This window comes from Cereibacter ovatus (assembly GCF_900207575.1).
Classification (GTDB): Bacteria; Pseudomonadota; Alphaproteobacteria; order Rhodobacterales; family Rhodobacteraceae; genus Cereibacter_A; species Cereibacter_A ovatus.
Map to the genome: position 1 here is coordinate 98,146 of NZ_OAOQ01000009.1, position 23,412 is coordinate 121,557.

22 protein-coding genes and 1 pseudogene are annotated in these 23,412 nt (G+C 66.1%); 12 read left to right on the forward strand and 11 right to left on the reverse strand.

Annotated elements, in window-relative coordinates; all coding sequences use genetic code 11:
- Positions 1 to 6: 6 nt before the first annotated feature.
- Together CRO07_RS11160 and CRO07_RS11165 are read right to left on the reverse strand one after the other, a co-directional pair.
- A complete protein-coding gene (locus tag CRO07_RS11160; RefSeq protein WP_097030768.1) occupies positions 7 to 1,026 on the reverse strand; it encodes a TRAP transporter substrate-binding protein in 1,020 nt (339 codons plus the stop codon).
- A 32-nt stretch (positions 1,027 to 1,058) separates the two neighbouring features.
- Complete coding sequence (locus CRO07_RS11165) at positions 1,059 to 2,936, reverse strand: TRAP transporter large permease (protein WP_097030769.1); 1,878 nt, start codon at positions 2,934 to 2,936, stop codon at positions 1,059 to 1,061.
- 308 nt (positions 2,937 to 3,244) lie between these two features.
- Between CRO07_RS11165 and CRO07_RS11170 the strand changes: the two genes are divergently transcribed.
- The 3 genes from CRO07_RS11170 (at position 3,245) to CRO07_RS11180 (ending at position 7,351) form a co-directional block, all read left to right on the forward strand.
- On the forward strand, positions 3,245 to 4,285 hold the full coding sequence (locus tag CRO07_RS11170; protein ID WP_204840006.1) for a S8 family serine peptidase: 1,041 nt from the start codon (positions 3,245 to 3,247) through the stop codon (positions 4,283 to 4,285).
- A gap of 67 nt (positions 4,286 to 4,352) precedes the next feature.
- A complete protein-coding gene (locus tag CRO07_RS11175; protein WP_141400058.1) occupies positions 4,353 to 4,883 on the forward strand; it encodes a hypothetical protein in 531 nt (176 codons plus the stop codon).
- 263 nt (positions 4,884 to 5,146) lie between these two features.
- Positions 5,147 to 7,351, forward strand: a complete 2,205-nt coding sequence (locus tag CRO07_RS11180; RefSeq protein WP_097030771.1) for a putative bifunctional diguanylate cyclase/phosphodiesterase — start codon at positions 5,147 to 5,149, stop codon at positions 7,349 to 7,351.
- 71 nt (positions 7,352 to 7,422) lie between these two features.
- Here the strand turns inward: CRO07_RS11180 and CRO07_RS11185 are convergent, their stop codons facing one another.
- The 5 genes from CRO07_RS11185 to CRO07_RS11205 form a co-directional block, all read right to left on the reverse strand.
- Complete coding sequence (locus CRO07_RS11185; protein ID WP_097030772.1) at positions 7,423 to 8,088, reverse strand: aspartate/glutamate racemase family protein; 666 nt, start codon at positions 8,086 to 8,088, stop codon at positions 7,423 to 7,425.
- A gap of 2 nt (positions 8,089 to 8,090) precedes the next feature.
- Positions 8,091 to 8,927, reverse strand: coding sequence for an ABC transporter permease (locus CRO07_RS11190; protein WP_097030773.1), 837 nt, complete (start codon positions 8,925 to 8,927; stop codon positions 8,091 to 8,093).
- A gap of 3 nt (positions 8,928 to 8,930) precedes the next feature.
- Entirely contained in the window at positions 8,931 to 9,794 is an 864-nt protein-coding gene (locus CRO07_RS11195; RefSeq protein ID WP_097030799.1) for an ABC transporter permease, read from the reverse strand.
- Positions 9,795 to 9,948: 154 nt separating this feature from the next.
- The gene (locus tag CRO07_RS11200; RefSeq protein ID WP_097030774.1) at positions 9,949 to 11,214 is read right to left on the reverse strand and encodes an ABC transporter substrate-binding protein; all 1,266 of its coding nucleotides are present in this window, start codon (positions 11,212 to 11,214) and stop codon (positions 9,949 to 9,951) included.
- Between the two features lie 25 nt (positions 11,215 to 11,239).
- On the reverse strand, positions 11,240 to 12,214 hold the full coding sequence (locus tag CRO07_RS11205) for an ABC transporter ATP-binding protein (RefSeq protein ID WP_097030775.1): 975 nt from the start codon (positions 12,212 to 12,214) through the stop codon (positions 11,240 to 11,242).
- A gap of 221 nt (positions 12,215 to 12,435) precedes the next feature.
- Between CRO07_RS11205 and CRO07_RS11210 the strand changes: the two genes are divergently transcribed.
- The 7 genes from CRO07_RS11210 (at position 12,436) to tdh (ending at position 19,622) form a co-directional block, all read left to right on the forward strand.
- Positions 12,436 to 13,128, forward strand: a complete 693-nt coding sequence (locus CRO07_RS11210; RefSeq protein ID WP_097030776.1) for a GntR family transcriptional regulator — start codon at positions 12,436 to 12,438, stop codon at positions 13,126 to 13,128.
- Complete coding sequence (locus tag CRO07_RS11215) at positions 13,125 to 13,946, forward strand: GNAT family N-acetyltransferase (protein ID WP_097030777.1); 822 nt, start codon at positions 13,125 to 13,127, stop codon at positions 13,944 to 13,946. Before CRO07_RS11210 ends, CRO07_RS11215 begins: the two co-directional genes overlap by 4 nt.
- Before the next feature lie 225 nt (positions 13,947 to 14,171).
- Positions 14,172 to 14,927, forward strand: a complete 756-nt coding sequence (locus CRO07_RS19090) for an MCP four helix bundle domain-containing protein (RefSeq protein WP_141400059.1) — start codon at positions 14,172 to 14,174, stop codon at positions 14,925 to 14,927.
- Positions 14,873 to 15,736 (forward strand): methyl-accepting chemotaxis protein, encoded by an 864-nt coding sequence (locus CRO07_RS19095; RefSeq protein ID WP_235840980.1) that lies wholly within the window; start codon positions 14,873 to 14,875, stop codon positions 15,734 to 15,736. Before CRO07_RS19090 ends, CRO07_RS19095 begins: the two co-directional genes overlap by 55 nt.
- Before the next feature lie 234 nt (positions 15,737 to 15,970).
- Positions 15,971 to 17,404: a protein adenylyltransferase SelO gene (locus CRO07_RS11225; protein WP_097030778.1), complete on the forward strand. Its 1,434-nt coding sequence runs from the start codon at positions 15,971 to 15,973 to the stop codon at positions 17,402 to 17,404.
- Positions 17,405 to 17,406: 2 nt separating this feature from the next.
- Positions 17,407 to 18,600: a glycine C-acetyltransferase gene (locus CRO07_RS11230; RefSeq protein ID WP_097030779.1), complete on the forward strand. Its 1,194-nt coding sequence runs from the start codon at positions 17,407 to 17,409 to the stop codon at positions 18,598 to 18,600.
- Positions 18,597 to 19,622 (forward strand): L-threonine 3-dehydrogenase, encoded by a 1,026-nt coding sequence (gene tdh / locus CRO07_RS11235; RefSeq protein WP_097030780.1) that lies wholly within the window; start codon positions 18,597 to 18,599, stop codon positions 19,620 to 19,622. Before CRO07_RS11230 ends, tdh begins: the two co-directional genes overlap by 4 nt.
- A gap of 233 nt (positions 19,623 to 19,855) precedes the next feature.
- Here the strand turns inward: tdh and CRO07_RS19100 are convergent, their stop codons facing one another.
- Positions 19,856 to 20,392, reverse strand: coding sequence for a catalase (locus tag CRO07_RS19100; protein WP_407919627.1), 537 nt, complete (start codon positions 20,390 to 20,392; stop codon positions 19,856 to 19,858).
- A gap of 362 nt (positions 20,393 to 20,754) precedes the next feature.
- On the opposite strand from CRO07_RS19100, the pseudogene CRO07_RS11245 reads away from it, so the two are divergent.
- Positions 20,755 to 21,294, forward strand: a pseudogene (locus CRO07_RS11245) (DNA-3-methyladenine glycosylase); the annotation flags it as partial.
- A 107-nt stretch (positions 21,295 to 21,401) separates the two neighbouring features.
- Entirely contained in the window at positions 21,402 to 21,572 is a 171-nt protein-coding gene (locus tag CRO07_RS11250; RefSeq protein WP_097030782.1) for a hypothetical protein, read from the forward strand.
- Between the two features lie 276 nt (positions 21,573 to 21,848).
- On the opposite strand, the gene CRO07_RS11255 is transcribed toward CRO07_RS11250, so the two are convergent.
- The 3 genes from CRO07_RS11255 to CRO07_RS11270 all read right to left on the reverse strand — a co-directional run.
- Positions 21,849 to 22,304 carry a hypothetical protein gene (locus CRO07_RS11255; RefSeq protein WP_097030783.1) on the reverse strand — a complete coding sequence of 152 codons (456 nt, stop codon included), beginning with the start codon at positions 22,302 to 22,304 and terminating at the stop codon, positions 21,849 to 21,851.
- Positions 22,304 to 22,684: a phage holin family protein gene (locus tag CRO07_RS11260; RefSeq protein WP_097030784.1), complete on the reverse strand. Its 381-nt coding sequence runs from the start codon at positions 22,682 to 22,684 to the stop codon at positions 22,304 to 22,306. The genes CRO07_RS11255 and CRO07_RS11260 overlap by 1 nt, the downstream gene beginning before the upstream one ends.
- A 344-nt stretch (positions 22,685 to 23,028) precedes the next feature.
- On the reverse strand, positions 23,029 to 23,412 hold a 384-nt coding region (locus tag CRO07_RS11270), incomplete at its 5' end, for a DDE-type integrase/transposase/recombinase (protein WP_141400060.1).

Sequence of the window (23,412 nt, forward strand, 5' to 3'; positions counted from 1 at the left end):
GTCTCCTTAGGCGAGCGCCCGGCCGACGGCGCTTTCAAGGATGGCCCATGCCTCGTCGCCATAGGTTTTCTTCCATTCGGCGTAGAAACCGGCCTCGCGCAGTTTGGCCTCGAAGGGGGCAGGGTCCACGTCGTTGAAGGTGAAGCCGTTGGCCGCCAGTTCGTCCTTCAGCGAGGCGTTCAGCGCCATGATGTCGGCGCGCTGGCGTTCGGCGCCGGCGTTGAAGTTGCGTGCCACGATCTCTTGCAGATCGGCGGGCAGGGCGGCCCATGCCCGGCGGTTGCCCAGCATCCAGAAGCCGTCCCACATGTGGTTGGTCATCGAGCAGTATTTCTGCACCTCCCACATCTTGGCGACCTTCATGATGGTCAGCGGGTTTTCCTGCCCGTCGACCACCCCGGTCTGAAGCGCGGGATAGACCTCGGCGAAGTTGATCGAGGTCGGCGACGCCCCGAAGGCCGTGAACATGGATGTCCACAGCGGCGACACTGGCACCCGGATCTTGAAGCCTTCCAGATCGCCCGGCGTCACGATCGGCTTGGTCGAGGACGTGATCTGGCGGAAGCCGTTGTCCCAGATCTTGTCCATCACCACCAGACCGGCCGCTTCGATCTGGCCGCGGGCATAGGCGCCCAGCTCGCCATCCATGGCCTTCCACACCGCGTCATAATTCGGGAAGGCAAAGCCGATGCCGTTGATCGAGGCATTGGGAACCAGTGTCGACAGGATCACCGGCGACAGCATGAAGAACTCGACGCCCCCCGCGCGCAGCTGGCCCAGCACGTCGGTATCAGCGCCAAGCTGGTTCGAGGGGAAGATCTGGATGTCCACCCGGCCGCCGGACTCCTCAAGGATCGCCTTGACCGCTTCCATGCCGCGGACGTTCGAGGGATGTTCCAGCGGCTGGTTGTTGGCCAGCTTGTAGCTGAACTCGGCGGCGCGGGCGGTGCCGGGCCGGATGAAGGGCGCGGCCAGCAGGCCGGCCCCAGCCCCCAGCAGCAGCAAACGGCGGTCGATGGTCGTCATCAGGGTCTCCTCCTCGGGATCGTTTTGGGGTGTCACAGCAGGGCGGTCGAAAACCACGGAACAGCGGCGATGATGGCAAGACCGATCAGCAGCGCGAGCAGATAGGGCCAGATCCGGCCCATCACGGCATCGGCGGGCACCGCCGCGATCTTGCAGGCGATGTAAAAACCGATGCCGATCGGCGGCGCCATCAGGCCGATGTTCATCGCGGTGACGATCACCATGGCGTAGTGGATGTCGTTGATGCCAAGGCCGCGGGCGATGGGGAACATGATCGGTGCCAGCAGCACGATGGCCGGCAGCCCTTCCAGCACGCAGCCCAGCACCAGAAAGATCACCGCCGAGGCCAGCATGAACGTGCCCCAACCGCCCGGAAGCCCGGTGACAAAGGCCATCAGGTCGCGCGCAAAGCCCGATTGCGTCAGCGCCCATGCCATGGCCGAAGCCGCACCAAGGATCAGCAGGATCGCCCCCGACATCGCCGCGGTATCCACCAGCATGTCCAGCATCTTCCTATTGGGGATGCCGCCGTAAAGCACCAGGCCGATGACAAAGGCATAGACCACCGCGATGGTCGAAACCTCGGTCGCGGTGGCGACGCCGCCGCCGACAAGGCTGCGGATCATGAACGGCAGCACCAGCGCCGGCAGCGCGATCACCGCAGCCTTCAGGATGTCGCGCAGGCCGATGCGGCGGACGCCCGACATGTCCTCGGCCCGCGCCTTCCAGCGCGCCAGCACCGCCAGCACCACCAGAAGAACCATCGCGATCACGAAGCCCGATGTGAACAGCCCCGCGATCGACACGCCCGCGACCGATCCCAGCACGATCAGCACGATCGAGGGCGGCACCGTGTCGGCCATCGCGGCCCCCGTGGCCAGCAGCGCCGTCATCTCGGGCGGGGAATGGCCGCGCCGTTTCATTTCCGGGAACAGCGCCGGGGCCACGGTGGCCATGTCCGACACTTTCGACCCCGAAATCCCCGAGACCAGAAACAGCGATCCCAGCAGCACATAGCTCATTCCCGCCTTCACATGGCCCAGAAGCGAGGCCAGAAAGCGCACGATGGCCCGCCCCATTCCGGTTGCGTCCAGAATGCAGCCCAGCAGCACGAACACCGGCACCGACAGCAGTACGATCGACGACATCCCCTCGTCGATGCGCCCCATCATCACGAAGACCGGCGAGTGGCTGGCAAAGGTCAGATAGGCCAGCGTTCCGGCGGCAAAGCAGAAGGCGATCGGCACGCCGATGGCCAGCAGCCCCGCCACCAGCAGCCCCAGAAAGATCGGCAGGTTCCAGTTGCCAAGGCTAAGAAGCTGCGGCTTGGCCAGCCAGAGCGCGCCCGCCCCCAGCGCAATCAGCGCCAGCGTCGCGGCGATCGTGCCCCAGGCCCGCGTGCGCAGGACCGAAATCACCATCAGAACCGTCATCAGCCCGATCCCCACCGGCAGCGCCGAAGCGCGCACCGACATCGGCAGCCCCAGCGCGGGCGAGGTGATCCAGGATTCCTCGTGTGCATAGCTGACGGCCACCGGCAAAAGCCGCACCAGCAGCACGCAGACCACGACCTGTCCCGCCACCTCCAGCATCCGCGCCACGGCGGGCGGCATCAGGGGCAAAAGCACGGTCAGCCGCATGTGTTCGTGCCGGTCCACCGCCAGCGCGGTCCCCAGCATCGCCATCCAGATGAAGCTGAGCGAGGCGACCTCGTCTCCCCAGATCAACGGTTTGGCCAGAACATAGCGGAAGAACACATTGGACAGCACCGTGACGATCATCACGATCAGCAGGCCCGCGGCCATCAGCTCGACCGGCCGCATCCAGCGTTCGGCGCGCTTTGGCTCAGTCAGTGCCTCGATGCCACCAAGCGCAGGCTCGGCTTCCGACTGGGGGTCGGTCAGTTGCATCCCGTGTCTCCTCCCGTGCCGCGGACTCTTTGGTCCGATGCGTCCACCATGTGGATCGTTGTGCGGCTTTCGGGGAAGGTTAGGCAGCGGGTTCGGCTGGTGGCAAGCAAAAACTGCGATCATGGCGCAAAAGATGGCCGATCTTCGCCTGTGGATCAGGGAAAATGTTGTCCACATTATGGACGGCATCTGCGCCAAGATCCGCTTTTTTACATACAAAAGACACGATATGACCAAGAGAATGTCACGCATAGTCGTTCGATTTTGTATGGTCAAACACGCTTCAATCAGTCTGGGGAGAATCCGCAATGAATATCCGTTTGGAGGATTTGGTTGTCGGGTTGGTTGCGGCATCGCTTCTGATGCATCCGGTCGCTGCGGAAACGCTGCGCCTTGGTCCTGCGCCGCAGGGCAAGGCGGCCGACATCGGCTCCCTCTCGCGGGGCGAGGCTGTGGAACGCGAGGCGACGGCACTCAAATGGAAGTTGAAACCGGCGGCCAAGGTCACAGCCAAGGCCCCTTCCGCCCCGGTCCTGCAAGCCTGGATGAGCCCCGAGATCGCCGGCGCCTGGTCGTTGGGCTTCAAGGGGCAGGGGACCACCCTGACGGTGGTCGACGATTTCAGCAGCAAAAGCGTGTTTTCCGGCAACCTTGGCACCGGCAGGAAATCCCTGCGCCATGGCGAATGGACCCGGCTTGAGGCGACGATGATCGCGCCTTCGGCCACGGCCGTGTCGCATGATTTCTCCTCCGGGCGCAGCGTGGCGCTGGCGTCAGGAGGGCTGAATGTGGTGAACCTGTCTTACGGGATGTTTGCCAAGGCGGGCTACAGCGCCAGCCAGATCGGGTGGAGCGCGCAGGAAAGATCTTTGATCAGCCATGCGTCGGGCGGGGCGGCGGTGATCGCGAAGGCGGCCGGCAATGATGCGGTGGCCATCGGCCGCGCCAACCGCAGCGGCAATGTCGATTATCTGAACATGGCCCTTGTCGGCACCCCGTCGACGATCTTCGTGGGCGCGCTGGACCGCAACGGCACCACGACGCAGAAGGCAAGCCTTGCCAGCTATTCGAACTTTGCCGGCTCTGATCCAGTGGTTCAGAACCATTTCCTGTCGGTGGGGGTGCGCAGCGATCTGACGGGGCTTGCCGGCACATCCTTCGCGGCGCCGGTCGTCAGCGGCTATGCCGCGGTGCTGGGCAGCAAGTTCACCACCGCGACGCCTGCGCAGATCTCGAACCGGCTGCTGGATACCGCGCGCACCGACACGATCCAGAACTACAATGCCGCCCTGCATGGCCGCGGCGAGGCCAGCATCGGCCGCGCCCTTGCTCCGGCCAGCATCCAGTAACGCTCTGGCCTTCGCCGGTCTGAGACGGTGGGGCCGGGTGCTGGCCACCATGGCGGCAGTTGGCCCCATGGCGGCCTTGCCCGTGCCCGGTACCGCCGAAATCTTGCAGCAAACCCATCTTCTCGACGTTCATGCCGGCTCGTCGCGGTCCGATCTGGCGCACGAGCTTCGGCGCGGCGGCTATGAGTTGATGGATGGCACGCCGGTCCGTTTCCGCGACTGGTATTCGACGCGCCGTCCTGATCTGACGATCCTGTTCCTGACCGAGGTCTCACCCCGGTTCGGCCTGATCTGGGGCGTCAGCACCGGCGAGAGCGGCCAGAAATACCGCATCGATCCGGCGCTGCATCTGGGGATCGTGCTTCGGCACGAACCGTTCGAGGGGGCGGTGATCTCGCTCAGTCTTGTCGGGTTGATCGGCGGGGATCTGAACGAAAAACCCTGTCTGGCCGATTATGGCGCGATCGGCGGCTTGCAGCGGGTGAACTGCCGGCTGGCGGCCTCGATCCTGCCACCCGATGAGACGCTGGATTACCTTGTCGACGAACCGGGCTACCGAGAGTCGTGGGTCAGCCTGCGGTTCGAATACCGCTTTTAGCGGGCCATGGCCCAAGGCATCTGGCCCGCAGCTTGCAGGGCGATGGGCGGGTGGGTCTCGGATGGATGGGGCGTGATCTCATTCGCAGGTAGAGTTGGGATCGGCGTTGTCGTGCGTCGGTGGGCGCATTAGACGGGAAAGCAGACGAACATGCAGGACTTGTGGCGATCTGCTATGCCCAATGCGGTAAACCGCGCTCGGTCGGCAGATCCGCGCAAGCAACACGGCCCCGCCTGCCCTGTCGACCTTCTGTCGGACAAGCCATGATGATTGCGCGCAAGACGTCCTCTTTTTCGGCGCAGATCGTTCTGACGATCCTGATCTCGACTTTTGTCATGGCGGGGATCGTGGCGGTTGTCGGCTATGCCGCGATCGAGGAAGTCGATTCCGATGCCGTCCAGCGCGAGATCGGATTTGCCACCCACGGGCTTGAAGCGGAAATCGCCCGCCTGACGGAAGAGCAGAAGGTTTCGACCCTTTGGGACGAAGCGGTGATCGAGGTGCGCGCCGACAATCAGGACTGGATGGAGCGTAACCTTGGGGTCTGGATGCAGACCTATTACGGCCATGACGCGGTCTATGTCGTGCGCCCCGACGATACGTTGCTTTATGCCGCGCTGGACGAAAAGACCGTTCGGCTTCGGCCGGGGACGCGGCTGCCCGCGCCGCTGGCGGCGCTGGTGCAAACCTTGCGCGACCGGATGGCGGCCGCCAATCCCGATCCGGCGGATTCGACCGCCGCCATTGCCGACCTTGACGTGGTCGAGACCATACCTCTGGACGGTGGCGTGTCGGTGGTCTCGGTCGCGCCGATCGTGCCGACGACCACGCGGCTGCCGCAACCGCCGGGAACCGAGTTCATCCACATCTCGCTTCAGAATGTTGATACCGCGATGGCGATCCGGATCGCCGAGCCGCATGGCCTGCGCCGCGCCAGCTTCCGCACCACGCCGCCTGCGGGCGGGCATGAGATCGGCGTGCCGATCCGTGACAGCGCCGGAAAGCAGCTTGCCTGGCTGACATGGACCGCCGATCGCCCGGGCCTGCGACTGATGCACGAGATGATCCCGGCCCTGGCGCTGGCGGCGCTGTTCGGGCTGGGCCTGCTGGTCTGGCTGTTGCGCCGGCTTTGGGTTTCGTCGCAACAGTTGCATCGCAGCGAGGCCGAGGCGCGGTTTCTGGCCAATCACGACCTGTTGGCCGGTCTGCCGAACCGGATGCATTTCGAGGAAAACCTTGCCCATGCCCTGGCCTCGGAACGGCAAGGCGGGCCGTCGGTCACGCTTCTCAGCATCGATCTGGACCGTTTCAAGCCGGTAAACGACACGCTGGGCCATGCGGCGGGGGACGAGCTGATCCGGCAGGTTGCGGCACGCCTTAGCGCGCAGATCCGGTCAACCGATACGGTGGCGCGGCTGGGCGGCGACGAATTCGGGGTGATCCTGCTGGGCATGGCCGGCGAGGAGACGCTGACGGCGTTCTGCGCCGGGCTTCTGCATGTGTTGTCGAAACCCTACGATCTGGCGGCGGGGCAGGCCCATGTCGGCGCCAGCATCGGCGTGGCCATTGCCGCGCAGATCCGTGGCGGGATGGAGACGGTGATGCGCTGCGCGGATGCGGCGCTGTATCGGGCCAAGAACGACGGCCGCGGCCGCTTCCGGCTGTTCACAGAAGAAATGGACGACGTGCTTCGCCAGCGCCACGAGATCGAACGCGATCTGCGGGCGGCCTTGCGCGCTGACGACCAACTCGAAGTCGTGTTCCAGCCGATCTATGATGCCTCGGGTGCGCTGGTGGGGGCCGAGGCGCTGACCCGCTGGCCCCGCGCGCCGCATGGGGCGGTGTCGCCCGATGTGTTCATCGGCGTGGCCGAGGAATGCGGCCTGATCCATGCGCTGGGGGCCTGGGTGTTGGAAACCGCCTGCCGCGCGGCGGTTCGGACGGGGTTGCCGAAGCTTGCGGTCAATGTTTCGCCGATCCAGTTGCGTGGCGAAGGCTTTGCCGCCGAGGTGCTGCGCATCCTGTCCGATACCGGCCTTGCGCCGCAGCGGCTTGAACTGGAACTGACCGAACATTTCCACCTTGATCCCGGTCAGAACACCAGGCGCAACCTGCACGATCTGCGGATGGCCGGCATCTCCATCGCGCTGGACGATTTCGCCACCGGCCAGTCGCTGCTGCAATATGTCCGCGACTACGAGATCGACATGATCAAGATCGACCGCTCGTTCGTGGGCCGGCTGGGGCAGGGCGACGGCACCGACGAGGTGGTGCGCGCGATGCTGGATCTGGGCCGGGCGATGGGGCTTGAGGTGACCGCCGAGGGCGTCGAGACCGCGCATCAGCGCGAGATCCTGTTGTCGATGGGGTGCCGGATCTTTCAGGGCTTCCTGCTGGGGCGGCCGATGGACGGCAACCGGCTGGCCTCGCTGACCGACGACAGGTCGGGACAGCCGCTGACGGCCTGACCGGCCGGCGGCTGTCCCGCCCGTCACGCGCTGGCGCCATGCAAAACCATCTGGCCAACGGCCGCGCCGCTTCAGCCGCGCGCCTGTGCTTGTGCCAGGGCCAGGGCCTGTGCCAGCCGGGCCGAGGCCGCCACGCCGTCGATCAGAACCAGCCCTGACGCCCCTTGCAGCCGCGGCAGCAGCGGCGCCATTCCGGCGCACCCAAGAACGGCCGCGGTCACGCCGTCGGCGCGCTCGGCCAGGGTCAGCTCGTCTGCAAGGCGCGCCATCGCGGCGGGGCCTGCGGCCTCGACCTCCAGCACCGGAAGGCCGCTGGGGCGGACACGGCCGCACTGGCCGGCAAAGCCATAGCGCGTGATGTTGGCCTCGATCACCGGAACCGAAACCGGCAGCGTGGTCACGACCGAAAAGCGATGGCCCATCAGCGCCGCCCAGTGAAAGGCGGCCTGCCCGATGCCCAGAACCGGGCAATGCGCGGCGGCCCGCACCTCGGCCAGGCCGGTATCGTCGAAACAGGCGATCACGATGGCATCCGCCCCCGCGTCGCGTGCCGCGGGCAGCAGCGACAGGATGCCGCCCACCGCCTGCGCCCCGTCCTGCGGGCCCTGGATCGCGGGCGGGCCATCGTGGTTGGTCCAGCCCAGGATCTCGGCCCCCGGTGTCGCGTCACGGGCGACCTGGGCCACCGCGTCGGTCATCGCCGCGGTCGAGTTCGGGTTGATATACAGCAGCCGCACCCTCAGACCCCCTTGCCCGCATCCGATCCGGCGCTGGCGCGGCGCCGGCCCATGGCCCACACCGTCAGCAGGAACACCGCGATCACCAGCAGCGAAAACACCGTGGTCAGCGTGCCCAGCGCGAAGATCACCGGTGTCGTGACATTGGTGGTCATGCCGTAGATTTCCAGCGGCAGGGTGTTGTGGCTGCCCGAGGTCAGCAGTGTGCGGGCGAATTCGTCATAGGACAGCGTGAAGCCGAACAGCGCCACCCCGATCAGCGAGGGCGCGATGATCGGCAGCACGACATGGCGCACCGTCTGCCAGGCGCTGGCGCCCTGATCGCGGGCGGCTTCCTCGTAGGCGGGGTCAAAGCGGTTGAACACCGCGAACATGATCAGCAGACCAAAGGGCAGCGTCCATGTCAGCTGTGCGCCGAACCCAGAGCTGGCCCAGTGGATCGGTAGACCGGCCTGCGAAAAGATCAGCCCCACCCCCAGCGAGACCAGTATGGACGGGATCACAAGGCTGGCCACCACCAGTTGGAACAGCAGTTTGGACCCCGCAAACCGTTTGCGGAACGCCAGCCCCCCCATGACCGAGACGACCACCGTCGTCGCCATCACCATCAGCCCCAGCACGGCCGAGCGTCCGAAGGCGCCCCAGATGTCACCCACCGCCTGCTGTTTGAACAGGTCGCGGAACCAGTGCAGCGAGGTGCCGCGCATCGGGAAGGTCAGCCCGCCGGTCGGGCCCTGAAAGCTGAGGATCGCGATGGTGATCGTGGGTCCGTAAAGAAACAGCAGGAACAGGCCGAAGATCGCGGCCAGGATGTAGAAGGAACGCGGGCGCGGCTCCATCGATCAAAGCTCCTTGCGGATGTCGACAAGGCGCAGCATCAGCCCGATGGTGATGAGCACGGTTGCCAGAAGCACCACGGCCGTGGCCGCGGCAGAAGGGTATTGCAGCAACGCTATGTCATTCGAGATCAGCCGGCCGACATTGGCCGCCTGCGACCCCGACATGAAGCGCACGGTGATGAAATCCCCCATCACCAGCGTGATGACGAAGATCGAGCCGATCATGATGCCGGGCTTGGTCAGCGGCAGGATCACGCTCACCAGCGTCTGAAAACCGCTGGCGCCGGCGTCGTTGGCCGCTTCCAGCAGGCTGCGGTCGATCCGCATCATCGTGTTGAAGATCGGCACCACCATGAACAGCGTGTACAGGTGGACAAAGGCCAGGATCACCGAAAAGTCGGAAAACAGCAGCCATTCCACCGGCTCGTCGATCACCCCCCACGAGATCAGGGTGGAATTGGCGATGCCGTTGCGCCCCAGAAACGGGATCCACGAGATCATCCGGATGATGTTCGACGTCCAGAACGGGATGGTGCACAACAAAAACAGCGCCGTCTGCCAAGTCTGGCTGCGGACATGAAAGGCCAGGAAATAGGCCACGGCAAAGCCCAGCACCAGCGTCACCGCCCAGGTGATCGCGGCATATTTGAACGTGTTCAGGAACACGCTGTAGGTGACGGGCGAGCCGAACAGGAAGTCGTAATTCTCGAAGCTGAAGGCCGGCACGATCGAAAATTCCGTGGCGGTCCAGAAGCTGACGACCACGATCATCAGGATCGGCAGCACAAGAAACGCCGCCAGCACCAGCGCCAGCGGCGAGGCCAGCAGCCATCCGGTCAGGTTTGGCGAGGTGAAAAGCCGGTTCATCATGCCTCCGATGGGGTGGGCGCCTGTGGGGAACAGGGGCCTTCGGGCGTGGTCGGGCGATGGCGCGGGGCGGAGATAAGCCGCACCGCGCCCGCCTTTGCCGCGCAACGAAGGCCGGGCGGCTGGCGGGCCGCCCGGCCATGTCCGCCGCGGATCAGGCCGCGATGAACTCGTTCCATTTGCGGACCATGTACTGGTTCTCGTCCATGACCGAGTTCCAGCAGGCGACCGCGCCCATCCGGTCGTTGAACGAGCCGCCGTCGCGCACGTCGCCCGCACCGGCCAGCTTTTCGCCATATGGATTGGTGATGTCGCCCGCGGCGGGTTTACCCTCGAACCAGTAGCCCCATTCGGCGGCTGACATGAACGCTTTTGACGTTTCCGGCACCGCCGAATAATAGCCCTGCCGCATCAGGAAGCCGCCGACCCAGCCCGAGAGATACCAGTTGATGTATTCATAGGCCGCATCCAGCGCGAGGCCCGACAGGTTCTTCGACAGCCCGATCCCGCCGCCCCACGACCGATAGCCTTCCTTCAGCGGCTGGTAGACACAGGGGATGCCGCGCGATTTCACCGCGGTGATCGCGGGTGACCACATCGACTGGATGACGACCTCTCCCGAGGCCATCAGGTTCACGCTTTCGTCGAAGGTCTTCCAGAAGGCGCGGAACTGGCCGGCTTTCTTGGCCTCGGTGAAGATCGCCATGGTGCGGTCGATCTCGTCGCGGGTCATGTTGCCCTTGTCGCCATAGGCGATCTCGCCCATTGCCTCGCAGACCATCGCGGCATCCATGATGCCGATCGACGAGATGTCGAGGATCGAGGCCTTGCCCTTGAACTCGGGGTTCAGAAGCTCGGTCCAGCTTTCGATCGGGCGGCCGATCAGATCGGGGCGGATGCCCAGCGTGTCGGCGTTGTAGATCGTCGGGATCAGCGTCATCCAGCCCGATTCTTCGGCCACGAAATCGGTGCCGCCGGGACCAGAGGTGAAGCCCACCGTATGCGGCGCGGTGCCTTGGGCGATGGTGCTTTCGGGCGTCAGCTTGCCCGAGCGGAAGATCCCCACGATCTTGTCGTAGTTCGTGATCTTCGAGGTATCCATCGCCTGAAGGTTGCCGGTCGGCCAGACCTTCTTGCAGATCCAGTATTCGATGTCGGCAATGTCGAAGCTGTCGGGCTGGGTTGCCGCGCGCTGGGTCACGGCGTCGCTGTCCAGCGCGGTCATCGACAGGGTGAAGCCCAGATCCTCTTTCACCTTCTGCGCCACTTCGTTCAGGTTCGACACCCCGGTGCCGAACTGGCGCAGGGTGATGTCCTTGATCTCCTGCGCCCAGATCATGGGGGCCGGGAATGCCGCCGCCATCGCAGAGGCGGCGGCGCCCTTCAGCAGGGTGCGACGGCTGTAGTGGTTCTTTTTCATGGATTTTCCCTGTGTTGGACTTGGGTCATGCGTGAAGGCGGTGCAGCCGCCCTTCGTCCCAGCCAAGGCGCACCGCCTCGCCGGGGGTTATCGGATGCTCGAAAAAGGTCGCCTCGGGGATCAGGGCCACGATCTCCTGATCGCCCGCTGCCCGTGCCGTCAGGGCCACATGCGCGCCCTGATATTCCACCGCCTGCACCACCGCCTCGTGGCCTGCGGGATCAAGGCGGATCTCGTCGCAGCGGATGGCGAAACGCCCCTGCGGCAGAGCAAGCACGTTGTGCCCGCCCATGAAGCGGGCGACGAATTCGGTTTCGGGTGCGTTGAACACCTGCCGCGCGGGGCCGGCCTGTTCGATCCTTGCGTTGTTCATCACCACGATCTCGTCGGCCAGCGCCAGCGCCTCGTCCTGCCCATGGGTCACATGGATGAACGAGATCCCCAGCTCGCGTTGCAGCCGCTTCAGTTCCGCCCGCATCCGGATGCGCAGGAACGGGTCCAGCGCCGACAGCGGTTCGTCCAGAAGCAGAACCTGCGGCCCGGTGATCAGCGCCCGCGCCAGCGCCACGCGCTGCTGCTGGCCGCCCGAAAGCTGGGCCGGCAGTCGGTCGGCATAGCGGCCCATGTCCACCAGTTCCAGCATGGCGGCCGCCTTGGCGCGGCGTTCCTGCGCGGCGATCCCCTTCATCTTCAGGCTGAAGGCCACGTTGTCGGTCACGCTCAGATGCGGAAACAGGGCGTAGTTCTGAAACATCATCGCCGTGCCGCGCCGGGCGGGCGGCAGGCGACTGACATCCATGCCCGACAGCAGGATCGAGCCTTCGCTGACCGTTTCGTGCCCTGCGATCATCCGCAGCGTCGAGGATTTGCCGCAGCCCGACGGCCCCAGCAGGCAGACATAGCTGCCGCCGACGAAAAGATGGCTGACATCCGCCACCGCCACGGCCGTGCCGTAGCGTTTGGTCACATGGACGAGTTCAAGATCGTGTCCGGTCCGCATGGCACCCCCGCAGCTTCCCCTTCACGCTGGACCGTGCCGCGCCGCCGAGGCAAAGCTTTCATTCAGAGAAAAGCGCCGGATTCCTGCTTTGCCGCGAAAATGGGCGATCGCATCCGCTTCGGGATGCATGTGGATGCGGGATCGTATACAATCCTGTCCGCAAAGTTTCGGCGCTTGCCCTTCTCGCGATTTGCGCCAAGCAATCGGGGCAGGAGGCGCGCATGACAGACAGGCCACACCCGCTTGAAGGCAGCAGCGAGACGGTCGCCGACCGTCTGGCACTGGCGATCCATGAACACCGCATCCCCCCCGGCGCCAAGCTGAACGAGGATGAGGTGGGCGAGATCTTCGGTGTCAGCCGCACGGTGGTTCGGACGGCGCTTCAGCACCTGGCCCATGACCATCTGGTGACGCTGCGCCGCAACCGCGGCGCCTTCGTGGCCCAGCCCACCGTCCGCGAGGCGCGCGAAGTGTTCGAGGCCCGCGCCCTGTTGGAACCCCGCACCGCGCGCTCGGCCGCCGATCGCGCCACGCCCGATGATCTGGCGCGGCTTGAAACCCATATCGCCGCCGAACATGCCGCGCTTGCCGCCGGCGATCCGGGCCGCGCGCTGCGGCTGTCGGGGCTGTTCCATATCGAGATCGCCCGCATTGCCGATCAGACCACCATCGCCGGGTTCATCACCCAGCTTGTCGCCCGCTCGTCGCTCATTATCGCGCTTTACTGGCATCGGCGCAACGCACTGTGCGAAAGCCATGCTCACCATGCGCTGCTGAAGGCGCTGGCCGACCATGACGGCAAGCGGGCCGAGGATCTGATGAAGGGTCATCTGCTTGACCTTGTTTCGTCGCTTGATCTGCGCAACACCGAACCGCTTGCGCGTTCGTTGAAAGAGGCATTGGCCCGCCCATGACGATCCGCACCATGACCGAAGCCGATCTGGAACGTGTGCTTGACTGGGCCGCGGCCGAGGGCTGGAATCCGGGCCTTGACGACGCCCGGCCGTTCCTTGCCGCCGATCCGCAGGGCTTCTTTCTGGCCGAACGCGATGGTCGCCCGGTGGCGGCGATCTCGGTGGTCAACCACGATGCCACCACGGCCTTTCTGGGGCTTTACCTTTGCCTGCCAGAGTGGCGGGGCAGGGGTATCGGTTACGCGCTTTGGTCCCATGCGCTGGCCCATGCCGGGGCGCGCACGGTGGGGTTGGACGGGGTGGCCGCGCAGCAGGCGAACTATGCCCGTTCGGGCTTTGCGCTGGCGGAGGCGACCTTGCGGCTTGAGGGGCCGATTGCGCCGACCGAGCCGCTTCGGGCGGCGACGGCGGCTGATCTGCCGGCGATTCTGGCGCTGGACCGGGCGGCCAATGGCCATGACCGCGCCGGCTTCCTGTCGGAATGGACCCGCGCAACGGCCACGCGGCAAACGGTGGTTCTGGACAATGGCCGCGGCATCGACGGCTGGGCGACCGCGCGGCTGTGTCGTCAGGGCTGCAAGATCGGCCCGGTGATCGCACCCGACAGCCCCGGGGCGCTGCGCCTGATCGGCGCGGTTGCCGCTGCGGTTGGCTGTTTTCGCGGGATCGTCGATGTGCCCGACCGCAACGCGGCGTTGATCGCGGCGCTGGCGGATCATGGTTTTGCCGAAACCTTTCGCACCGCACGCATGTATCGCGGACCCGCCCCCGTCACGGGCCCCGGCCTTCAGGCGACGGCGACGCTGGAACTGGGCTGAGGGCCCCGCCGGGTTCGGTCTGAGTGTCGTCCGCATCGGGCCAGCGCACGGATGCGGTGTGTCTGCCGCATCTGTCCGGATGGATCATGGCATACGAACGAGACTTGATCCGCGAAAGAGTTTGGAAATCTTTCCGATGCGGGATCCCCGCAGGAAGGGCGAAGGATTATTGGTTAAGCGCGACCCAGGCGGGGGCGCAGGTTCTTTGCAAAAGGTGCGCTGGCCATGAGGCTTACGATCAGAACGAAGCTTGCCACGGCATTTGGCGTGGTGTTCCTTATGTCGGGGCTGGCGGTCGCGTTCGCGCTGTTCCATCTGCACCGGCTGGATGCGCGGCTGGATGAGGTGATCGACCAGCATGTTCAGCAGGTCGTTCTGGCGCAGAAGTTGTCCATCGGACAGTATCGCGTCAAGGCCAATATCCGCGCCCATCTGATCGATCGTGACGCCAATTCCGCGATCGAGATCGAGACCAGCGTTCAGGAAGGCCGTATCGTCCAACGTCGCGCGCTGGCCGAATTGCGTGCGGGCCAACAGGATCAGGAAACGGCGGATATCCTGCATAATTACAACGATTTGCGCAAGAAGATCCAGAAGGTCAACAACCGCGCCATGATCCTGTCGCTTGGCGGCAAGCCCGATCAGGCAGCCGTCATGCTGCGCGACAGTGGATCAAACCAGATGGAAAGCGCGCTTGAGGCGCTGTCCGAGAAACTGGTGGCGCACAAGCTGGATACGCTTGAACAGGTCAAGGCCGCCTCGGATGCGGATTTCCGTAGCTCGGTGGTGGTCCTTCTGCTGATCGCGGGTCTGGCGGGTCTGATCGGTTCTGTCGCGGCGATCTGGATCACGCTGTCGATCGGACGTGGGCTGCGGCGGGCCTTGGCGCTGGCGCGTCGGGTGGCGATCTTTCGCGGCCGGCCGAAGTGCAGGGCAATGACGAACTGGCCGAACTTCTGGTCGCCAGCAACGCCATGCTGATGAAACTGCGCGAGGTTGTGGGCGAGGTGTCGACCACCGCGCGCGACGTGGCCGCGGCCGGGGGCCGGATGGCCTCGGCTTCGGGGCAGCTCAAGGCCGGGACGGAAGATCAGGCATCGGCCACCGTCGAGGCGTCGGCCGCCGTCGAGCAGATGGTCGGCAACATCACCCAATCCGAAGAAAATGCGGCCCAGACCGCGCGGATCGCGGGCGGTTCGGCCGAAGAGGCGCGTCGTTGCGGGCAGGCGGTGGCCGATGCGGTGCAAGCGATGCAGTCCATCGCCGAACGTATCGGTGTGGTGCGCGAGATCGCGCGCCAGACCGACCTTCTGGCGCTGAACGCGGCGGTCGAGGCGGCCCGCGCGGGCGAACAAGGTCGCGGTTTCGCGGTGGTTGCCGCCGAAGTGCGGCGCCTGGCCGAGCGGAGTGGCGAGGCGGCGGCCGGGATTTCGGCGCTGTCGGCCGAAACCGCCCGTGCAGCCTCGGGTGCGGGCGAGATGATCGGCCGGCTGGTGCCCGAGATCGAACGGACATCGGGTCTGGTCAACGGCATCTCGGTTGCCTCGCGTGAACTGTCCGAGGGGGCGCGTCAGGTGTCGGCTTCGATCCTAGCCCTCGACCGCGTTACCCAGCAGACCGAATCGGCCTCGCGCCAGCTTGACGGCGATGCCGATGAACTGGCCCATCGCGCGCGCCAGCTTCTGACCAGCGTCAGCTATTTTCAGATGACGGAACAACAGCCTGCGGCCTCTACAGCGCCGGAAATCCGCGATGACATGCCGCGTCGCCCTGCATCTCGCGCGGCCTGACGGGTGAGCATGCCCGCAGCCCTGGACGTGCCTGCGTCCTGGTTCGTGTTCAAGGCTGCGGTGTCTTCAGGCTGTCCGGGACATTGCACCCGCTGACCACAGGCGGCCCATGCCCGGGCGGATCAGGCCCTCGGGCTGGAGAGCCCATGCGAAAGCCTGGGCCTGACAGTGGCAAACTTTATTTGCCCGCGTGGCGCGGCGGACCATATCCTTGCGAAAGTGTTGCGGGATCGCATGACCTTCGCCGTCGATAACAGCTATGCCCGCGATCTGCCGGGCTTCTATGTGGAGTGGCAGGCCGCCCGCGCCCCTGCGCCGCGCCTGCTGCGGTTGAACCGTGGGTTGGCCTTTCAGCTTGGCCTTGATCCTGACGGGTTGGAACGGGACGGGGCGCTTGTGTTCTCGGGTGGGCGGTTGCCCGAAGGCGCCATGCCCATCGCGCAGGCCTATGCCGGTCACCAGTTTGGCGGCTTTTCCCCGCAACTGGGCGATGGCCGCGCGTTGCTTCTGGGCGAAGTGACCGACCGGGCTGGCCGGCGGCATGACATCCAGCTGAAGGGCTCGGGCCGCACGCCATTCTCGCGCGGGGGGGATGGCAAGGCCGCGCTTGGTCCGGTGCTGCGCGAATATCTGATCGGCGAGGCGATGCATGGCCTTGGCATCCCCACCACCCGCGCGCTGGCGGCGGTCACGACCGGAGAGACGATCCTGCGCCAGGAAGGAGAGCTTCCGGGCGCCATCCTGACCCGCGTCGCAGCCAGTCATATCCGTGTCGGCACGTTCCAGTTCTTTGCAGCCCGCGGCGATGATGCGAAGGTGCGCCAACTGGCCGATTACGCCATCGCACGCCACTATCCCGAAACCGCTGCCGCCGATCAGCCCTATCTGGCGTTTTACGAAGCAGTGGCCGAGGCGCAGGCGGCGTTGATCGCGCGCTGGATGCTGGTGGGGTTCATTCATGGCGTGATGAACACCGACAACATGGCGATCTCGGGCGAGACCATCGACTATGGCCCCTGCGCTTTCATGGAAGCCTATGATCCGGCGACAGTCTTTTCCTCGATCGACCATCAGGGCCGGTATGCCTATGGCAACCAGCCGCTGATTCTGGAATGGAACCTTGCGCGGCTGGCCGAGACGCTTTTGCCGCTGTTCGATGCCGACCCGGATCGGGCGGTCGCGAAGGCGTCCGAGGTGCTGGATACGGTGGGGGCCCGTTACCGCGGCCACTGGCTGGCGGGAATGCGCGAAAAGCTGGGCCTGTGGCACGATCATGGTGACGACCTTGCGCTGGCCGGGGATCTGCTGACGCTGATGGCGGCGCAGGGTGCGGACTGGACGCTGACGTTCCGGCGTCTGGCGACCGATGCCGATGCGGCGCGGGCGCTGTTTCGCGATCCGTCCGCCTTCGACGCATGGTTGCCGCGCTGGCAGGCACGCCGGGCCCCCGATGCGGCGATGCGGATGGCGGCCGCGAACCCGGCCTGTATCGCGCGGAACCACAAGGTCGAAGAGGCGCTGGCCGCGGCATATCGGGGCGATCTGGCTCCGTTCGACCGGCTGATCGAGGTTCTGGCCGATCCGTTCACCGAACGCCCGGAGTTCGAGGCCTATACCCTTCCCGCGCCCGCAAGTTTCGGCCGCTATCGCACCTTTTGCGGAACCTGACCATGACCGGACGCGCCGCCTTTCTGGATCATCTGCGCGGCGAGCTTGCCGGGATCGACGCCGAGGGCCTGACCAAGCGCGAACGTCTGATCCGGTCGCCGCAGGGCGCGCATGTCCGGATCGGCGGGCGCGATGTGCTGAACCTTTGCGCCAACAACTACCTTGGGCTGGCAAACCACCCGCGGCTGATCGAGGCGGCGACGCAGGCGATGGCCGATCACGGCTATGGCATGGCCTCGGTTCGTTTCATCTGCGGCACGCAAGACCTGCATCGCGCGCTGGAAACCCGCCTTGCCCGCTATCTGGGCACGGATGATGCGATCCTGTTTGCCGCCTGTTTCGACGCCAACGGCGCCCTGTTCGAGCCGCTTCTCGGCCCCGAGGATGCGGTGATTTCGGATGCGCTGAACCATGCCAGCATCATCGACGGCATCCGGCTGTCGAAGACGCGGCGCTATCGCTATGCCAATTGCGACATGGCCGATCTTCAGGCGCAGCTGGCCGCCGCCCGGGCAGATGGCGCGCGGCATGTCCTGATCGCGACCGATGGCGTCTTTTCCATGGACGGAACCCTTGCGCGTCTGCCCGAGATCGTCGCGCTGGCGGACCGCTTCGGTGCGCTGGTGATGGTGGATGACTGCCACGCCACCGGCTTCATGGGGCCGGGGGGGCGGGGGACGCCTGCGCATTTCGGCCTGCGGGTGGATATTCTGACCGGCACGCTGGGCAAGGCGCTGGGCGGCGCGCTGGGGGGCTATGTCGCGGGGCCGCAGCCGGTGGTGGATCTGCTGCGCCAGCGGGCGCGGCCCTATCTGTTTTCCAACGCGCTGCCGCCGGCGGTGGTGGCTGCGGGGATCGCCGCGCTGGATCTGGTCGAGGTGGCTGACGATCTGCGGGCGCGGCTGTTCGACAATGCGGCGTTCTGGCGGCAGGGGCTGGCGGCGGCGGGGTTTCATCTGCTGCCGGGCGAACACCCGATCGTGCCGGTGATGCTGGGCGATGCAGGGCGTGCGCAGGCGATGGCCTCGGCGCTTTTTGACCGGGGGGTGCATGTCTCGGGGTTTTTCTTCCCGGTGGTGCCGAAGGGGCAGGCGCGCATCCGCACGCAGATGACGGCGGCGCTGACGCGGGCGGATCTGGAATTCGCGCTGGCGGCCTTCCGCGAAGCCGGGCGCGCAGTGGGGGTGATCGGATGAGGGCATTGGTCAAGGCAAAGCCAGAGCCGGGACTGTGGATGGAGGAACGCCCGGTGCCGGTGATCGGCCCGGACGAGGTGTTGATCCGGGTGCGCAAGACCGGGATCTGCGGCACCGATGTCCATATCTGGAACTGGGACGACTGGGCGGCAAAGACTGTGCCGGTGCCTTTGGTGACGGGGCACGAATTCGCCGGCGAGATCGTCGAGGTCGGCCGCGACGTCGAGGATCTGGCGGTCGGCCAGCGATGTTCGGGCGAGGGGCATCTGATCGGCCATCATTCGCGACAGGTGCGGGCAGGGCGGTTCCATCTTGATCCCGAAACGCGGGGCATCGGGGTGAATGTGGCGGGCGCCTTTGCCGACTACCTGCGGCTGCCGGCCTTCAATGTGGTGCCCTTGCCCGACAGTATCGATGACGAGATCGGCGCCATCCTCGATCCGCTGGGCAATGCCGTTCATACCGCGCTGAGTTTCGATCTGGTGGGCGAGGATGTGCTGGTCACCGGCGCGGGCCCGATCGGGATCATGGCGGCGGCGGTCGCGCGGCATGTCGGCGCCCGCCATGTCGTCATCACCGATGTGAACCCGGCCCGGCTGGCGCTTGCGGCCGAGGTGGCCGATGTGGTGCCGGTGAATGTTGCATCGGAAGATCTGCATCAGGTGATGGACCGGCTGAAGATCGTGCAGGGCTTCGATGTCGGCATGGAGATGTCGGGCGCGCCCGCAGGCTTCGATCAGATGGTGGGTGCCATGGTGATGGGCGGGCGGATCGCCATGCTGGGCATCCCGCCCGGCCGCAGCCCCGTGGACTGGAGCCGGATCGTCTTCAAGGCGTTGACCATCAAGGGCGTCTATGGCCGCGAGATCTTCGAGACATGGTACAAGATGATCGCGATGCTGGAAAACGGGCTGAACATCCGCCGCGTCATCACCCACCGTTTTCCGGTCGCGCGGTTTGCCGAAGGGTTCGCCGCGATGCGCGAAGGCTCGAGCGGGAAGGTGGTGCTGGACTGGGGCTGACCCGCCGCGCCGGCCTGCTGGCAGTTGCCCGGCGGGTCGCTGGCGGGGAAGGACTGGTCGGCTTCTTCGGTAACCTCGTCCCAGCCGGCGGGCGGGTCGCGCAGGGTGATCCTCTCCATGGTTGATGGGGCGCGGACGGGGAATTTTCTCGGCAGGATGAACGAGGGGATTCCGATGAAACGCTGATCGCGTCTGGTGCGGGAGCTGCGACGGAAGCGCATGGAGCCAGTCGTTCAGTGCCAGCAATATGTGGCGCCGGATGGCCACCCCGTCAGCACAGTGGAACGTGGGTCCGTCGGCCCGGTCTTCATAGCCTCGACCGTTGTCCGCTTGGGGTTCGTCGGGAAAACGATCCGTTTTCCGATCCTCCTCACTGCCGAGTGTCCGGCTCGGTCGCGCGGGCGATGCGTGAGGGCATCGAAGTGCAGCTCTGACGGCAAACGTGGTCGTGGCGCTGCCGTGATGACCCGGTGCCATAGTGCTTCCTTCAATCCCGGCGAAAGAAGCGCACCATCAAGCCGTTGGGTAAAAAATTTTTCCAGCATTGTCCGGCTGCATTCGAACAGGCCACGAACGCCAAAGTCACGGGTATGGGTCACCCGTTCGGGGGTGCGTTCATGGTCAAAGCGGAAGATTTTTTCGTGAAGTGCGGAGTCTCCCAGCGCGGTTCGCACTGGCGCGCCGATCCGCACCGAGTTCTGGGTGTCAGCGATGGTGACGCCTTGTGCCGTGGTCAGGCGCGCTTCGGCTTCGCCTGCGTGCTGCTGGATCTCTGGTGGTCGAGATCAGGGCGTCGAAGTGTCCAGGGCGGTCGGGTTGTCGGTCATCGGGTTCTCCTTGAGCAGCGGCCGGGGCAGGGTGCGTGTGGCCATGGCATGGGGCGGGGGAGGGCAATTTGAACCCGGACACGAAAAGCGCCGCATCGCCGGGCAAGGGCGGGCGCCGACAGCAACCGGCCGGGCCGGGGCCGTGCACCCATCGGCGGTGGGTGGCCACGGGCCGGGGCGGGGTCATCATGCGATCGTTCCGCGGGACGAGGGCTGTGCCTGTGGGAACCGGCCCGTCGCCGGAATGTTCCGGGCTTTCCTGTCGCTGTCCCTGCGTTATGCTGGGCCATTGCCAAGAGGTGCGGATGACGCCCGAGTTCCTTGCCCGTGATGCGGCGCTGGTCGCGGTCGATCTGCTGGGCGCGTATCTTACGGTGCGCGGGGCGGGCGGCCGCATCGTCGAGACCGAGGCCTACGCGCCCGACGATCCTGCCTCGCACAGTTTTCGCGGTCCGGGGGCGCGCAACGCCACGATGTTCGGGCAGCCCGGGCGCGCCTATGTCTATCTGTCCTACGGCATCCATCTGTGTCTGAATGTGGTCTGTGCGCCGGGCCATGCCGTCCTGATCCGCGCGATCGAGCCGACGAAGGGTCTGGATCTGATGGCCGCACGGCGCGGGACGCACGATCCGCGAAAGCTGTGTTCGGGGCCGGGGCGGATCGGTCAGGCGCTGGGGCTGACGCTGGCCGATGACGGCGCGGTGTTCGGGCAGGGCGGTTTCGATCTGCTGCCGGGCCCGGCGCCAGCGGCGATCCTGACCGGGCCGCGGATCGGCATCAGCCGTGCGGCGGCGGTGCCGTGGCGGTTTGGCGTCGAAGGCTCGGCCTGTCTCAGCCGGCGGTTCCAACTGGCGGAACATTCTGCGGCTGGCGGGCCTGGCGCTTTGGGCCGCGCGACCTTGGAGAAGCGACCGGGCGGCGCATCCGCCCGCCACGAAGGAGGAGGAGAGGAATGAAAGACGATCACCTTGCACCTCGGACCGATGCGGGGCCGAACGATCCCCCGGAACCGCATCCGATGCCCGATCCCTATCCCGACCCGATGCCCGACCCCGAGCCGATCCCGCCGGGCGACCCCGATCTGCCCGATCCGGGCGAGCAGACGCCGCCGATCTATTCCTGACAAGGGGGGGCGCCCGGCCCCCCGAAGGCGGTTCAGCCCGTGCTGCCGGGCTTGTCGGTTGCCTCAGATGACAGGCCCGCGCTGCCAGCATTCGGCGACGGGGATGCGCCAAAGGCAGGCCCGCCCGAGCCGCTGGCGCTGGCCGCAGAGGGCGGCCCCGCAGATCCGCCGCCTTGCCGTCACACGCGATCCGAGTGCGCCGCCACCGCGTCACGCCATGCGCCTGCGCGGCCATGGGCATCGCCGCGCAGGCGTCCGGTCCGGTCGGACAGGTGATCATGGCCAAGGTCGGTGGCACGGTCGCGTGTGGCGTCCAGCGCGCCGGACACCTTGTCGCCCGCAGCCGTCGCCCGTGTGGCCGGCGCGGTCTGCCGCATCGCTGGCGGCGTGGCGCAGCTTTCCCGCCACGCCGTCGCGCGGGGCATGGCTGGCGCCAAGGTCGTCTTCGTCGTCATGGGCATAGGCGCTGGCGTGGGCCTGCCCCGAGAAGGACGACGATCCGCCAAGGGCAAGCCACGCCAGCCCGATCATTCCCAAGGCCAGCGGATTGTCACGCACCTGCCGGCCGGCCGTATCCATCACGCCGCGCATGTCCTGCACGCCGACGAACTGCGAGATGTCGTCGACGATCTGGCCGACCGACATCCGGTCCTTCCGCGCGTCAAAGGTGCTTTCCACCCGGGCGCGGTTCTCTTCCACGTCATGTTCGATATGGATGGGGGATTGGCCCATCAGATCTGCTCTCTTGCAAGCCGCGCGTCGCGGCTGGTCTGTTCGCTGGTGCGTTCGGGCACCAGGCTGGCGGCGCCTATGTCCTTGCGGCCGCGTGCGATCACGCCGCCGCCGATCAGCGCCAGCGCCGTGCCCAGGATCAACGGGGCCCAGGCCGGGCCGACCCAATGCGCCAGCTGCATCACCAGCGCCACCAGCAGCAGGACCGCGCCCGTCGCGATCCGTTCGGCGCCGCTGGCAAGGCTGCGCCCGGCTTCGGCGATCTCTGCCCGGGCAAGCTGGCCTTCGGCCCGCACAAGGCCCGTCAGGTCGCGGGCAAGATCTCCCAGAAGCTCGACAATCGAGTGGTCCTCGGCAAGGCTGCGCTTAGGGCTGTCCATGTTTGCTTCCCGCCTTGCCAAGCTGGGTCAGGGCGGTCTGGCCGTCTGATCCGGTCTTGCTGGCGCCGAGGCGCGTCGGCGGGACGGTTGTGGCATCGCGTCCCTCTGGTGTCTGGCTGGCGGCGGTCGGCGCTGCCGCAGACGGCACGGACTCCGGAACCGGGGCAAAGCCCGCATCGCGGCCCCCGGCCGAAGGGCTTCGGCTGGCGGTGATCGCATCCCGGCGTGGCCGATCGTCAGCCGGGCCGAAATCGTGGGCGTCATCGTCGCGATGCTGGTGGCGGCGGTTGCCCGCTTCCGAAGACGTCAAGAACCTGGACTTGCCCGCCTTTTGTGGAGAGTGTTTAGCTCACTTCGCGAACCTTTTGCTCGAAGGCGATGGGGCTCTGGAAGCCGGGCGATGAATGTCGCCTGACGGGGTTATAGAACCCGTCGATGTATCTGGCGACGGCGTTTTCGGCCTGCTGGCGGGATTGCCATGCGACTGGCCAGATGAGCTCTGACTTGATGGTCTTGAAGAACGTTTCCACCATCGAGTTGTCGTAGCAGTTCCCGCGCCCGCTCATTGAGATCAGGATGCCGCGTTTGCGGAGCAGGGCCTGATAGTCGACCGAGCAGTATTGCGATCCGCGATCGGAATGGTGGACCAATCCCGGCGCAGGGTTGCGAGCCACGAGAGCACGGCGCAGGGCTTCTACCGCGAGATCACGCTTCAGGCGATCACTCGT

Excerpts from the sequence above, each read along its gene's own strand:
- CRO07_RS11160 (WP_097030768.1), bottom strand. The coding sequence starts at position 1,026 with ATGACGACCATCGACCGCCGTTTGCTGCTGCTGGGGGCTGGGGCCGGC.
- CRO07_RS11165 (WP_097030769.1), bottom strand. The coding sequence starts at position 2,936 with ATGCAACTGACCGACCCCCAGTCGGAAGCCGAGCCTGCGCTTGGTGGC.
- CRO07_RS11170 (WP_204840006.1), top strand. The coding sequence starts at position 3,245 with ATGAATATCCGTTTGGAGGATTTGGTTGTCGGGTTGGTTGCGGCATCG.
- CRO07_RS11175 (WP_141400058.1), top strand. The coding sequence starts at position 4,353 with ATGGCGGCCTTGCCCGTGCCCGGTACCGCCGAAATCTTGCAGCAAACC.
- CRO07_RS11180 (WP_097030771.1), top strand. The coding sequence starts at position 5,147 with ATGATGATTGCGCGCAAGACGTCCTCTTTTTCGGCGCAGATCGTTCTG.
- CRO07_RS11190 (WP_097030773.1), bottom strand. The coding sequence starts at position 8,927 with ATGGAGCCGCGCCCGCGTTCCTTCTACATCCTGGCCGCGATCTTCGGC.
- CRO07_RS11195 (WP_097030799.1), bottom strand. The coding sequence starts at position 9,794 with ATGAACCGGCTTTTCACCTCGCCAAACCTGACCGGATGGCTGCTGGCC.
- CRO07_RS11200 (WP_097030774.1), bottom strand. The coding sequence starts at position 11,214 with ATGAAAAAGAACCACTACAGCCGTCGCACCCTGCTGAAGGGCGCCGCC.
- CRO07_RS11205 (WP_097030775.1), bottom strand. The coding sequence starts at position 12,214 with ATGCGGACCGGACACGATCTTGAACTCGTCCATGTGACCAAACGCTAC.
- CRO07_RS11210 (WP_097030776.1), top strand. The coding sequence starts at position 12,436 with ATGACAGACAGGCCACACCCGCTTGAAGGCAGCAGCGAGACGGTCGCC.
- CRO07_RS11215 (WP_097030777.1), top strand. The coding sequence starts at position 13,125 with ATGACGATCCGCACCATGACCGAAGCCGATCTGGAACGTGTGCTTGAC.
- CRO07_RS19090 (WP_141400059.1), top strand. The coding sequence starts at position 14,172 with ATGAGGCTTACGATCAGAACGAAGCTTGCCACGGCATTTGGCGTGGTG.
- CRO07_RS11225 (WP_097030778.1), top strand. The coding sequence starts at position 15,971 with ATGACCTTCGCCGTCGATAACAGCTATGCCCGCGATCTGCCGGGCTTC.
- CRO07_RS11230 (WP_097030779.1), top strand. The coding sequence starts at position 17,407 with ATGACCGGACGCGCCGCCTTTCTGGATCATCTGCGCGGCGAGCTTGCC.
- tdh (WP_097030780.1), top strand. The coding sequence starts at position 18,597 with ATGAGGGCATTGGTCAAGGCAAAGCCAGAGCCGGGACTGTGGATGGAG.
- CRO07_RS11250 (WP_097030782.1), top strand. The coding sequence starts at position 21,402 with ATGAAAGACGATCACCTTGCACCTCGGACCGATGCGGGGCCGAACGAT.
- CRO07_RS11255 (WP_097030783.1), bottom strand. The coding sequence starts at position 22,304 with ATGGGCCAATCCCCCATCCATATCGAACATGACGTGGAAGAGAACCGC.
- CRO07_RS11260 (WP_097030784.1), bottom strand. The coding sequence starts at position 22,684 with ATGGACAGCCCTAAGCGCAGCCTTGCCGAGGACCACTCGATTGTCGAG.